This window comes from Parabacteroides sp. ASF519 (assembly GCF_000364265.2).
GTDB classification, from domain to species: domain Bacteria; phylum Bacteroidota; class Bacteroidia; order Bacteroidales; family Tannerellaceae; genus Parabacteroides; species Parabacteroides goldsteinii.
The window spans coordinates 6,299,427-6,312,805 of the sequence record NZ_AQFV02000006.1 but is presented as its reverse complement, the minus strand read 5'-3'; the positions used below and the strand labels follow the sequence as shown (position 1 = coordinate 6,312,805).

8 protein-coding genes are annotated in these 13,379 nt (G+C 38.8%); 7 read left to right on the top strand and 1 reads right to left on the bottom strand.

All coding sequences use genetic code 11. The features are described 5' to 3' along the window. The first annotated feature begins 5 nt into the window (after positions 1–5). From C825_RS25465 to C825_RS25445, 5 genes are all read left to right on the top strand, one after another. Positions 6–3,197, top strand: a complete 3,192-nt coding sequence (locus C825_RS25465; RefSeq protein WP_160257427.1) for a TonB-dependent receptor — start codon at positions 6–8, stop codon at positions 3,195–3,197. Positions 3,198–3,208: 11 nt separating this feature from the next. Then, on the top strand, positions 3,209–4,864 hold the full coding sequence (locus C825_RS25460; RefSeq protein ID WP_010800630.1) for a RagB/SusD family nutrient uptake outer membrane protein: 1,656 nt from the start codon (positions 3,209–3,211) through the stop codon (positions 4,862–4,864). Positions 4,865–4,937: 73 nt separating this feature from the next. Then, a complete protein-coding gene (locus C825_RS25455; RefSeq protein ID WP_010800629.1) occupies positions 4,938–6,368 on the top strand; it encodes an FAD-dependent oxidoreductase in 1,431 nt (476 codons plus the stop codon). A gap of 165 nt (positions 6,369–6,533) precedes the next feature. Then, the gene (locus C825_RS25450) at positions 6,534–8,129 is read left to right on the top strand and encodes a beta-N-acetylhexosaminidase (protein ID WP_010800628.1); all 1,596 of its coding nucleotides are present in this window, start codon (positions 6,534–6,536) and stop codon (positions 8,127–8,129) included. Positions 8,130–8,237: 108 nt separating this feature from the next. Next, on the top strand, positions 8,238–8,603 hold the full coding sequence (locus C825_RS25445) for a Spy/CpxP family protein refolding chaperone (RefSeq protein WP_010800627.1): 366 nt from the start codon (positions 8,238–8,240) through the stop codon (positions 8,601–8,603). 60 nt (positions 8,604–8,663) lie between these two features. On the opposite strand, the gene C825_RS25440 is transcribed toward C825_RS25445, so the two are convergent. Further along, a complete protein-coding gene (locus tag C825_RS25440; RefSeq protein WP_009859687.1) occupies positions 8,664–9,953 on the bottom strand; it encodes a 3-keto-disaccharide hydrolase in 1,290 nt (429 codons plus the stop codon). Positions 9,954–10,092: 139 nt separating this feature from the next. Here C825_RS25440 and C825_RS25435 point away from each other — a divergent pair, with 139 nt between their 5' ends. Both C825_RS25435 and C825_RS25430 read left to right on the top strand, forming a co-directional pair. Then, on the top strand, positions 10,093–11,784 hold the full coding sequence (locus tag C825_RS25435) for a hypothetical protein (RefSeq protein ID WP_010800626.1): 1,692 nt from the start codon (positions 10,093–10,095) through the stop codon (positions 11,782–11,784). 150 nt (positions 11,785–11,934) lie between these two features. Beyond that, complete coding sequence (locus tag C825_RS25430; protein WP_044215100.1) at positions 11,935–13,080, top strand: DUF4934 domain-containing protein; 1,146 nt, start codon at positions 11,935–11,937, stop codon at positions 13,078–13,080. Positions 13,081–13,379 lie beyond the last annotated feature (299 nt).

Genomic DNA, 13,379 nt, shown 5'->3' with positions numbered 1-13,379 from the left:
TTTCGATGAACATGACTAATCGGACGGTTTTTGATGTATTGGAAGAGATTGAAACGCGAACTGATTTTCATTTCTTTTATAACAGCAAGATTATCGATATCCATAGAACAGTTTCGGTAAACGTAAAAGATAAATCTGTTTTTACAATCCTGGATCAAATATTTAAAAATTCAAATGTTGCTTATAAGGTCGTAGATAAGGATATTATTCTTTCGGCAAATGAAGCATCTGGAATTTTACAGAATAGGCGAAGGATAACAGGGGTAGTTAAAGATAAAAGTACAGGTGAACCTGTTATCGGAGTGAATGTCTTAGTGAAAGGCTCAACAAACGGAACGATTACTGATATAGATGGCAGGTTCTCTCTGGAGGTTTCATCGTCTGATATATTGTCTGTTTCTTATATCGGCTATATGTCACAAGAAATTACAGTAAGTAATAAAGAAGTGATCGATGTTGATTTACAGGAAGATTCGACTAGTTTGGATGAAGTTGTAGTTGTGGGATTCGGTACGCAGAAAAAAGTCAATTTGACAGGATCTGTATCGGCATTAAGCACGAAAGATATTGGGAAATTGAAAGTGACACAAACCTCTCAATTGTTATCGGGAATGGTTAGCGGTATCAATGTTACACAAGGTTCCGGACAACCAGGGGCAGATCAGTCTTCTGTAACGATCCGTGGATTGGGGACTTTCAGTAGTGCGGGAAACTCTCCATTAGTATTGGTTGACGGATTGTCTTCTTCGTTGGATAATGTGAATGCGAATGATATAGAGAGTATTTCTGTTTTAAAGGATGCAGCATCAGCTTCTATATATGGAACCAGAGCTGCAAATGGTGTCATATTGATTGAAACGAAAAAGGGAAAAGAAGGAAAAGCACGAATTACTTATCAGGGTAACTTTGGTTTTTCCCGTCCGTCAGAGACTCCTAAAATAGTGGACTCCTGGGTCTATGCAGAAATGTATAATGAAGCATTGATAAATGGAGGAGGAAGTCCGCAATATACGGCAGATGAAATTGCTAAATTTAAATCAGGGGAAGATCCGGATAATTATCCTAATAAAAGGCATTATGATGACCTGATAAATTCCGGAAGTGGTTTTCAGACCAATCATTATTTAGGTTTGACAGGAGGTACAGAAAAGAATTCTTATATGTTTTCTCTGAGTTATCTTAATCAAAAAGGTATTGTTGCGGAAACAAACTATCAACGTTATAATGTAATGTTTAATGCAAGCAGCAAGCTAAGAGATAATTTTAAAGTAAATGTGAAATTTTCCGGACAAAAAGGGGATAGTAATCAGCCAACAGCTGTTGACAGCAGTGCTCCTGAAGGAGTAGAAGGTTTAATAAGCTATGCAATAAAAGTTCCGAATACAATAGCCGGCAAACGTTCGGATGGTTATTATGGTAATCAGACGGGATTTACAATTGAAGGTTGGATGGACAGTGAGTCTTTCATTAAGAATGATGATGTAGATGTTATTGCAAGTGCTAATTTTGAATGGAATATATTGAAGGATTTAAAACTGACAGGAGTAGCAGGATATGATTATTCAGCTTCTGACTACAAAAGATTCAGGCCGACGTTGGTAATAGATCAATATCTGACTGCATCACCTTCCGATCTCCGGATACGTAAAGCTCGGAATACTCTTTTAACGTTGCAGGCATATCTGGATTATGACTGGTCTGTAAATTCTCATTTGTTCCATGTTCTTTTAGGATATTCTCAGGAAAGTAATAAAAACGATTGGGTTGAAGCCTTTCGTGATAATTTCCCCAGTAATACTTTGTATGAACTGAATGCCGGTTCGGCTTCTAACCAGCAAAATGCCGGTTCTGCATCAGAGTGGGCTTTGGCCTCTTTTTTCGGAAGATTGAATTATTCATTTCTGGATAGATACCTTTTGGAAGTAAGTGCCAGGTATGATGCATCTTCAAGGTTCCCCAAAAAGAACAGATGGGGCTTTTTTCCGTCAGTTTCCGGTGGGTGGATTATATCACAGGAAAATTTCTTCAATGTACCGGTTATAAACAATTTGAAACTGAGAGCTTCCTGGGGTAAATTAGGTAACCAGAATATTGGGGATTATCCTTATCAACAAGTAATTGCTTTGGGTATTAATGCTCCGTTTGGTGTCTCGGAAGAATTATGGCCCGGGGCTGCTGCTGTAGATGTTCCAAGTACGGATATCACTTGGGAGTCCACAGAGGTAATGAATGTCGGACTCGATATCGGTTTGTTTAGTAATAAATTGACATTTACTGCAGATTACTATGTAAAAGAAACGTCTGATATTTTATATAATGTAACAGCTTCAAAAGTATTAGGAATGACTCCGTCTGTGCAGAATGCAGGAACTGTAATCAATAAAGGTCTCGATTTTTCAGTTCAGCATAGAAATGTTATAGGAGATTTTTCTTATGGAGTTGCAGCAAATGTGTCTTATGTAAAAAATCGTGTGGATAAACTGGCTAATGTGGAAAAGGATATTGCCGGAGGACTTTTTGTCGGTCATTCTTTAAATTCGATTTATGGCTATGTTGTTGATGGTTTTTTCAATAGCCAGGAAGAGATTGATAATTATGCCAAACAACCCAGAACTGCTAAACCCGGGGACTTAAAGTTAGTCGATATAAGCGGTCCTGACGGTGTACCGGATGGTATTGTTAATGCTGATTATGACCGGCAGATAATAGGAACCCAGTTTCCAAAGTTTAATTTCGGTTTTAATATCAATGCTCAGTATAAAAATGTCGATTTCTTACTTAATATGAACGGAGTAGGAGGAATGGACCGTTTTGTCGGAGGAGAAGAAAGTTATCAGGGAAATGCTTTTTATCGAGGCTCAAATCCGCAGGAATGGATGATAAAAGGACGATGGACTGAAGATAATCATGATGCGACTTATCCTAGGTTATTGGTTGTTGGAGGAGGAGAACAACAATTTTATAAATCTACATACAGAGTTATTAATGCGTCTTTCTTTAGGATTAATGATATACAAATCGGATATACATTCCCTTCTGCAATGATTCAATCTTTAGGTATGTCAAATCTGAGAGTTTATGCAAGTGTAAAAAATCTGGCCACTTTCCATAATTTTTTGGAAGGATGGGATCCGGAAAGAACTTCTATGTATCCGGCTGTTAGGGATTTTATGGCAGGTATTAGTGTAACATTCTAATTTGAAGCAATATGAAAAAGAGTTGTGTAAGTAAATATATATTTGTAGGAGCTTTTTTAAGCTTTTCAATTGTTGTACTAACAGGGTGTGATAGTTTATTAAATAAATATCCGCTGGATAGTTTGTCTAATAGTACTTTTTGGCAAACAGAGGGAGATGCCTTATTGGCCTTAACAGGAGTATATCAACAAAATAAACTGACAGGAACCAATGCAAAACAATCGTTTGATTTATGGAATCAGGATGCTTATTTAAGATTGTTTGAGGCTACCACTGATAATGGTTTCGAAAAGGACAATGGCGTAACTGATTTTAATAATGGTGACTTAGCTGCCTCTTATCAGCCAGTAATGGATTTGTGGACAACAACTTATATCAAAATAACGAAGTGTAACAATTTTCTTGAAAATATTGATAATGTTGAAATGGATGTAAGTAAGCTGGAAGAAATGAAAGCTGAAGTCAAAACAATAAGAGCTTACGATTATTTCTGGCTGGCGTTTTTATGGAGTGATGTTCCTTTGGTTACTAAAGTCTTGACGGTGGATGAAGCTAATAGTGTGTTTCGTGATAGCCGTGAAAATGTGATCAAATTTGTAATAGAGGAGTTGCAGGCGGCAATTCCTAATTTACCGGTAACGCGCCCGGATAAAGATTATGGTAGAATAACGAAAGGGGCGGCTTTAGCTATTTTGGGAAGAGTCTTTTTGGCAGAAAAAAGATGGGAAGATGCGAAAAATGTTTATAAACAGATTATGGATCTGGGTGTCTATAGTATAGATGCACGTTTTAGTGATCTTTTTATTGAAAAAGGTGAGAACAGCAAAGAATTCTTGTTGGTAAGTAAAAGAATGCCCGATATATATGGAAATTCCATTTTGTTGAGTTGCCTTGGATTTACCTGGGGAGGATATCATCATTACAGTCCATACAATGAATTAGTGGAAGATTTTGAATGTATAGATGGTCTGCCTGTTAAAGAATCTCCATTGTTCGATCCGGAGAAACCTTATGAAAATCGTGATCCGAGATTGCTGAAAACAATATTTGTAGATAATATATCCGTCTTTAAGAATATATTATATATCGCCCATCCGGATTCGTCTCCGACAGTTTATCAGGATCAATTGACAAGACGTCAGTGGAGTGGTTATATGGTTCGTAAATTTTGCGATGAAGATTACAATGGAAATCTGAATGTATATGGATGCGATTTTCCAATGATTCGTTATGCAGAGGTTTTGTTGAGCTATCTGGAAGCGAATATAGAGTCCGGAACTCCTATAACGCAGAACTTACTGGATGAGACAATAAACCGTGTCAGAGGTCGCGAAGAAATAAAGATGCCTCCTGTTACGGAAACAAATCCGGATAAGTTGACTACTATTCTGAGACGTGAAAGGCGTGTGGAATTGGCTTGGGAAGGTTTAAGATTGTTTGATTTGTTTCGGTGGCGTACAGCTCATATATTACTTAAAGGGCGTTTTCATGGCATGAAGATCTGTTCTAAAGAGAAAGCTCCGGGATATACGAAAGTTCCAGTCAATGCAGATGGCTATTATTTTTGTGAGGAAACTTTTTTTAGAGAAAATGTCGATTATTTATGGCCAATTCCTCAGGCAGAGCGGGATGTAAATAAAAATCTGACTCAGAACAGCGGTTATTGATTTTGACGAATATGGAAAATGTCCGGTAATAACTTATGGATATGAATAGAAAAATAATAAATAATATGTTGATATGAAACTACATTCCAGAAGAAGATTTCTAAATAATATTTGTGTAGGAAGTGTCGGTCTCGGGATGCTGGGATCTATCTCTTCTTGCGTGGAGTATGGAACGAATACAAAAGCGTCATCTGTTAATTTACCGATAATTGATGAGGTTGATATATGTATATTAGGTGGAAGTTGTACCGGTGTGTTTGCCGGGGTACGTGCTGCTCGTTTGGGCGCTTCCGTTGCTGTTGTAGAAAAACAAAATGCATTTGGAGGAGTCGCAACAAGCTCTTTGGTGAATATTTGGCATTCTTTGTATGATACGGAAGGGAAGCAGCAAATAATAGCAGGCCTGACAAAAGAAGTGATAGACAGGCTGGCAGTTCGTGATGCAGTAAATGTCAGTTCTAATCCAAGTTCGGCATACACTTTTAATTCTCAGGAACTTAAAATAGAATTGGACGAACTTGTATTGGAAGCAGGTATTCATCCTTATTTACATACATTGTTTTCTGAGCCATATTTGGGGGAAGATGGTAAACTGATGGGTGTAATTGTAGATAATAAGTCAGGCAGAGGCATCATAAAAGCGAAATATTTTATAGATGCTACGGGGGATGGAGACCTTTGTTATCGTTTAGGTCTAAAATCTTATGCTTTTGAATTACTGCAACCTCCCACGACTTGTGCACATTTTGAAGGTTGGAATTCCGGAGAATTCGACGAACTATTAAAAAAGCATGGAGCAGAATTTAATATTCCGGATGGATTTGTTTGGGGAGCAACGCTGCCTGAGACAAATGTTTATATGCTTGCGGGAACACGGGTATATAAAGCGGACTGCGCTGTTGCAGATGATTTAACGAGAGCGGAAATAGAAGGCAGAAGACAAATTCGTGCAATTATGGATATGTTGAGGAAATATGGGAAGAAGGAAAATCTCCCCGGTCTGGTTGCTTTGCCGTCATACATTGGAATACGGGAAACAAGGCATATAAAATGTCTTTATCAGATTAGTGATGAAGACGCGATGTATGGAAAACATTTTGATGATGCGATAGCGAATGGAAGCTATCGTTTAGATATTCATCATCAGGATAAACCTGGTTTGACTTTTAGATATCTTGATGGTTCTGAGGTATATGTAAGGCCGGGTTTTGCAGATCAGAAAGGGCGGTGGAGAAAAGAAATGGATGTAGATCCAACTTTCTATCAAATACCGCTTCGTTCGATCATACCAGAAAAACATGATAATCTGATGGTTGCCGGAAGAATGCTGGATGCTGCGATTATTGCTTATTCCGGCATAAGGGTTATGGTGAATATGAATCAGGTTGGTGAGGCTGCCGGTGTTACTTCATATCTGGCACTACAACAGCAAAAAAGAATTAGGGATGTTTCAAGTAACGAAGTTAGGAACGAGTTGAGAAAAGGGGGATCTATAATTATCTAGGTTAGAATTTATTTTTATTGGAAACCGGACTCGGGATACTATGCCTGAGTCCGGTTAATTTCATTTTTGTTGTTTTTTTAGTTTAAGTTTGTGTATTCTGTTTTTATCTTATTACTTTGTAGAGTGTTTTTTTACAATATCTTATATCTAATAAATCTAAAGTACATGAAAACAAACATTCTGACTTTTTTGTGTTTTGTCTTCCTTTGTGCCTGCCAGGCTCCACCAGTCGAAGAGTATGCAATCATCCCGCAGCCTCAGGAAATTTCCTATACACCTGGTTTTTTCAAAATGGGGAATCATCCGGTTATTTCTTATTCCGGGGATTTGAATAATGAGGCAGGGTTGTTGCAAAAGGCTCTTTCTTCTGATTTTTCACTTAGTGCTACTGTAAAGGATACAGGTAAAGGTGATATTAACCTGGTACTTGATCCGGCAGTTTTACCGGATAAGCCGGAAGGATATCAACTGGAAGTATCTTCCGGAAAAGTGGAGATAAAAGCCGGAACTCCTGCCGGTATTTTGAATGGTGTGCAGACGTTGCGGCAGATCATCAAGGAGAAAGATGGAAAATATATGATACAGAGAGCTTCAGTTTCTGACTATCCGGCTTTTTCCTGGCGTGCTTTTATGCTGGATGAAGGACGTTACTTTAAAGGAAAAGATGTTGTCCTGAAACTTTTGGATGAAATGTCACAACTGAAAATGAACACGTTCCATTGGCATCTTACTAATGACCAGGGTTGGAGGATTGAAATTAAAAAATATCCGAAACTGACTGAAATCGGTGCTTTCCGCGATTCTTCGGAAATCAACCATTTTGGTAGTGACGTGTATGACGGGAAACGGCATGGAGGATTTTATACACAGGAAGATATAAAAGAAATTGTTGATTATGCCTCTAAACGCCATATTACCATTGTTCCGGAAGTAAGTATGCCGGGACATGCCAGTGCGGCTATCGCTTCTTATCCCTGGTTGGGCACAAGCGGAAAGCAGATCAAAGTTCCCGGAAAATTCGGAGTACATTATGAAGTGCTGAATGTTTCCGATCCTAAAGTGTTGCAATTTCTGGATGATGTAACCAATGAAGTGATAGCGTTATTCCCAAGCCCGGTATTCCATATCGGAGGTGATGAAGTGAAATACGATCAGTGGAAAGCATCTCCGGCAATACGTAGTTATATGGCAAAGAAAGGTTTGAAGACTCCGGCTGAACTTCAGATCTATTTCACAAATGAAATCTCCAATATGCTGGCGGTAAAAGGAAAGCGAATGATGGGGTGGAATGAAATTACCGGAGATAAACTGCATGAATATCAGTCGGAAGAGGATACGAAAGAAGCAGAACAGCAGTTGGCAAAAGGTACGATCGTTCATTTTTGGAAGGGCGATCCGGCTCTTATCAAGAAAACGATCGATAAAGGATATGATGTGGTAAATTCTTACCATGAGTATACTTATGTGGATTACAATTATGAATCGATACCTTTATCCAAGGCTTATGCTTTCAATCCGGTTCCTGAAGGGTTGTCTCCTGAAGAACAAAGCAGAGTGTTAGGACTTGGTTGTCAGATGTGGGGTGAATTTATTCCTACGGTTGAAAGCATGAACCGGTTGACTTATCCGCGTATTGCTGCTTATGCAGAAACAGGATGGAGCGGTTCGGATAAAAAAGATTACAATCGTTTCCTGAAATCTCTTGATTACTTTAAAAATAAATGGGCTGCTGAAGGAATAGTGATAGGACCGACTGAATAAAAAATATTTTTTTTGCAGAACGATTAAACTATTTCCATGTAACAAAGTCTATTATATCGAAGCGCTTCACAAACAGGAAAATATTAATTTAGTAATAAGTATTAGTTTATGAAGAAGGTAATAGGATTGTTTTTGGTTATCCTGATTAGTTCGGCAACAGTTTTTGCACAAAGTGGTAATCGTCAGGGAAAGAAGGGAGATCCCTCTCAACGTAGTGAAAAAATGATCGAGGAATTGAAACTCGACGATAAGCAAGCTGCGGAGTTTCGTAAGGTTGAGGCTGATTTCCGGGAACAAATGAATAAGGAACGTGAGGCTGTAAAAGATGACCGCGAAAAGATGCGGGAAAAAATGACAGCCATGCGTACTGAAAAAGAGGCTCAAATTAAGAAGATTCTGACGGACGAACAATATAAGCAGTATCAGGAAAAACAAAAAAAAGCTCCTCGTAAAAAAGGACATGGACGTAGATGATAGAAATAAAAAATCCCCGGCAGAGCATTCCGCCGGGGATTTTTATGTGTTATTAGTTGATTATAACGTTTTCAGTTTCAGATTACGCCATAATACTTTGATGCCACCACCGTCGTGGATCTGTAAAGCAATGCGGCCCTGACCGGCACCGATTTTTTCATCATTGATGTTAACCATTTCTTCGCCATTCAACCAGGTCTGTACATTATCACCCTGCACTTTGATACGCATGGTGTTCCAGTCGCCTTCTTTCAGGATTGTTTCTTTTTCATCCGGGATCTGGATCAACCATCCGCGTCCGTATGATTCGTAGATACCGCCGGTATCGTGTCCTTTAGGAGCAACTTCAACCTGCCATCCGTTTACTTTTACGTCTTCTTCAATGAAAGAACGGATAAATACGCCAGAGTTACCGTCGGCTTCCTGTTTGAATTCTACTGTCAGGTCGAAATCATCATAGTAATCACGTGTTGCCAGATAACCATATTTTTTGTCCGGACCGCTTTCGCAAATCAGTAAACCGTCTTTTACATACCATAATTCTGTACCGTATGCTTCCCAGCCTTTCAGGTCAACACCGTTGAAGAGGTTGACTTCTTTGGACTTACGGGGAAGTTCTTTGATCTTTATGTTACGGAAAGAAGCTGGATAACCATGATCCTGTAAACAGAGGACACCTTTTTTAGCTAAACCGTATTCAGGAGCGTTTGCCCATTTTCCGCTGTTTTTCTTTTCATACCAATCGTCTGTCCAAGCTTCGAATTCTAGGATTTTCTGACCATTCAGCCAATGTTCTACATGGCCATTGTCGAATACAATCTTGGAGTTGTTCCATTCGCCTTGCGGATTAACCTTCATTTTGGATTTGTCAGGCAAATGCATGGCATAATCGACACCTAGTTTCTGCCATTCTTCCAGAGGTTCCGGGAAGTTAGGCTCGTCGATCAACTGATATTCCGGACCTGTTACATAGGGTACGGCAAATTGCGGACGTTCAACAACATGATAAAGCATACCGCTGTTGCCGCCTTTAGACAGTTTCCAGTCCCATGACAATTCGAAGTTTTCATACTGTTTGTCGGTTACGATATAACCGCTGGCATCGCTGCCGTCACCTTTTGCCTGGATACATCCGTCTACTACGTGCCAGGGTTGTGTCAGGGTGGTTCCGTTATAGTCTTTCCACCCGTTGAGTGTTTTTCCGTCGAAAAGAAGTTGCCATCCGTCAGCGACTTCTTCGGGAGTAAGCGTGTTTTGCTCAACACCTGCACAAGAGGTAAACAAGGCCAATGATACTGCACAAGAGGCCAATAAGCTTGTGGCTGTTACTCTTTTCACTACTGATTCCATTTTAGATTAAGTTTAAATTAATGATAATGATAAATTGCAAAGATAAAAAAGTTATTTAAAAGATTCTGCAAAAATACACGAAGAGGGTAACTGTCTTTCTGAAAATAAAGTTTTATCTTGCATGCCTTAAATCATACCTATGGATAAGTGGATACTACATTTTTCCCTTCTATTGGTTCTGCTCGGCTTTGTGTTTTTTGGTAGCAAAAAGGGTGAAGTGACTGCCTTGTTGAGAGTGGCAGAAAAATCTATTGAGAAAGAACCGGACAAGGCGTTGATATTGTTGGATAGTATTCAACAGATGGAAGAATTATCAGAGCAACAACAAGCTCTTTGGTGTCTGTTGTATACGTCGGTGCTAGATAGAAAGCAGATAAAACATACTTCAGATTCTTTGATACAGATTGCAGTGAGTTATTATGAGAAGAATGATTTGCCCGAGCGTAAGATGCAGGCATATTATTATTATGGAATTGCTCTTCAAGATTTAAACGATGCAATTCAGGCGCAGGACTACTATTTGAGAGCTTATAAATTAGGAATTGAATTGGAAAGATACGTGTTTTTAGGACGTATATGCGCTAATTTGGGTACATTGTATACTTATCAGGATTTGTATAGCCAGGCTTCATATTTCCAGCAAAAGGCTGTCGGCTATTTTGAGAAAAACCGGGATACGGTTCGTTTATCGCTGGTGTTCAGGGATATGGCCCGGATTCATCTGAATGAGCATCGTTTGGATAGTGCGGTCGCTAATTATACAAAAGCATTGAAGTATACTTCGGATGTACATAAATTTTGTATGTTTAATGAATTGACTGGTGCGTATGCACGGATGGGAGATTATGAAAAAGGGGTGTCTTGCGCTCATATGGCTTATGATCGGGCAGAGACTGTTGAAGATTCCTGTTTAGTCAGCCTGGCGTTGGGGAGTCTTTATTTAAGAATGGGAAAGAAAGATTCGGCATATCATTATCTGTCTTTCTGTCGTCAAAGTACAGATCCGTATACCTTAAAAGATCTCTATCTATATTTGGCGCAATTCGAAAAGTCCCGGCATAATTGGCCGACTTATGCTTTTTATCAGGAGCAATATAACGTATTTCGTGATTCGATTGATAACCTGACCAAAATGGAGACCCTTGCCAGGTTGCAACGACTGTATGACTATCGTGAGATTGAAAAGAAAAAGGAATATTATCGGCAAGAATCGGATCGTAAGACAGGCAAGTTGTATAAACTCTCTTTGGGGGGCGTTGGCTGTCTGCTGTTCGTCGTCTGTATCATTTTTTATCTGTGGAAAGAAAGGAAAAAGAAGGAGGAGCAGCTTAACCAGTCTTTGCGTCGTAAGGAACAGCAATACTTGAACAGTCAGCAATATTTAGAAGAGCGAAATGCAGTTATGGCGCAGTTGGAACAACAGTATGAAGCGGTTGTGGCCCAATTATCCGAACAATCTTCCCGGTTTACAACGTCTGTTCAGGAGAAGATAAATTCATCGCATCCGTTCTTCACCTCTGAATTATATCGGGGAGTGTACGCAGAATGGAAAAAACTGGATGAAGTACAATGGGCGGAGGTCATTAAAATGATAGATCATATATTGTATAAAGATTTTACAGGTAAGATAAGAATGTTGTATCCCCGTATATCTGAGTTGGATTTGAATGTGTGTTATTTGGTAAAATTGGAGATTCCGGTAGGGCGTATTGCTGTTTTATTGTCAGTGAATAGTCAGGCGATATCCAATAAACGTAAGCGTTTGTATGAAAAATTGACTCAAGAGAAGGGATCCGCACAGGATTTCGATAAGTTCATCAAAACCTTTTGACACTTTTATTCCCTCTATGATGTTGTTTATTAGATGCTTAAAAATGTGACATTTTTGTGACATCAAATCCTTGGTGGTCTTTGGGGTGGTTTCTACTTTTACGAATCCAAATAAAATAGTCTATGTTTAATAACTAATATAACTGAAAACATGAAAAGTAGAAATCTTATGTTGGGAGCTATTCTATTCATATTAATGGGATGCGGAGTTGATAAATCAGACAGTCTTATCACAGTAGATGTTACGGTAAATTATCCAAAGAAAGAACTGGTTTTGCAGGATTTTATGGATGTGGAATATATTCCGTTGGAGACGACGGATGAATTTGTTGTCAAAGGCAAGATCACGGATGTCGGTAAAGATATCTTGGTATTGACGAATGTTCGTCAGGGAGAAATTTTGATATTTGACCGGTCGACTGGCAAAGGATTGAAGAAGATTAATCGTAGAGGTCAAGGTCCGGAAGAGTATATATTGCCTTTTAATGTTCATTTAAATAAAGAAGAGGATGAGATGTTTGTGAATGACGGTCCTTCAAGTAAAATCCAGGTATATGATTTGGATGGAAATTATAAAAGGACAATCCCTTATAAACAGGGTGCACTTGTCACGAACTTGTACGATTATGATGAAAATCATTTTCTTTCTCAGAATGTTTATTCGCCTGAAAACGAGTCTTCTTCGTCTACGTTCTTTCTTTTGTCTACACAAGATGGAAGCTGGACGGATATTGAGCTTCCATACGGGAAGAGAATCTCTCCGGTAATCGTAAAGCGTGCAGCGGATGGGATTTACGCAAGTGTTCCCGGTAATAGTTTTATATCTTCTTATCAGGGCGATTGGATTTTGAGTGAACCTTCAGCCGATACTATCTATGCCCATCGGCCGAACGGAGATCTTCGTCCGTTTATGGTCAGGACTCCTTCTGTACAGACAATGACGCCGGAAGTTTTTCTTTTTCCGGGAGTCTTGACGGATCGTTATTATTTTATGCAGACGGTGAAAAAGGAATGCGATTTCGAAAAGAATGACAAAATGCCAACTGTTGATTTAATATATGACAGGCAGGAAAAAAAGATTTATCATTCTATAGTTCATAATGCTGACTTTGATAATCGTGAGGAGGATTTGTCGGTATGTGCTTTAAACGAAGAGGTTGCTTTCGCCGTATCTTTGGATGCTTTGTCACTTATTGAAGGGAAAGGTAAATTGAAAGGTCAGTTAAAAGAAATAGCAGCTCATTTAGGGGAAGAGGATAATCCTGTGGTTATGCTGGCTAAGATAAAAAACTTCTGATTCAAAATCATTAAGACTTGTATATAACTCAGCCCGGTTACAGTATAAGTGATTCGTTTGATATATATCAAACGCAAAGAAGACATATATGCTTTATTCATTTGATAATAGTGTATTATTCATTCAATATATATTGAACGAATAAAAGAAAGGGAAGTCGTGTCCTGAAATAAGTAGACAAAAACCTAAAGTAACCGTATGGTCGAATCGAAAGATGCGGGTTGTACCGGTTAGCGAGGAATATTTTTTCAGTCTTCTTTGTGCGTACATTATATTACAGCGTCTCCGGTTAAAAAATA

Bases quoted from the DNA above. Each gene is read 5' to 3' on its own strand.
- C825_RS25430 (WP_044215100.1), top strand. From the start codon at position 11,935: ATGAAAAGTAGAAATCTTATGTTGGGAGCTATTCTATTCATATTAATG.
- C825_RS25455 (WP_010800629.1), top strand. From the start codon at position 4,938: ATGAAACTACATTCCAGAAGAAGATTTCTAAATAATATTTGTGTAGGA.
- C825_RS25460 (WP_010800630.1), top strand. From the start codon at position 3,209: ATGAAAAAGAGTTGTGTAAGTAAATATATATTTGTAGGAGCTTTTTTA.
- C825_RS25440 (WP_009859687.1), bottom strand. From the start codon at position 9,953: ATGGAATCAGTAGTGAAAAGAGTAACAGCCACAAGCTTATTGGCCTCT.
- C825_RS25465 (WP_160257427.1), top strand. From the start codon at position 6: ATGAACATGACTAATCGGACGGTTTTTGATGTATTGGAAGAGATTGAA.
- C825_RS25445 (WP_010800627.1), top strand. From the start codon at position 8,238: ATGAAGAAGGTAATAGGATTGTTTTTGGTTATCCTGATTAGTTCGGCA.
- C825_RS25450 (WP_010800628.1), top strand. From the start codon at position 6,534: ATGAAAACAAACATTCTGACTTTTTTGTGTTTTGTCTTCCTTTGTGCC.
- C825_RS25435 (WP_010800626.1), top strand. From the start codon at position 10,093: ATGGATAAGTGGATACTACATTTTTCCCTTCTATTGGTTCTGCTCGGC.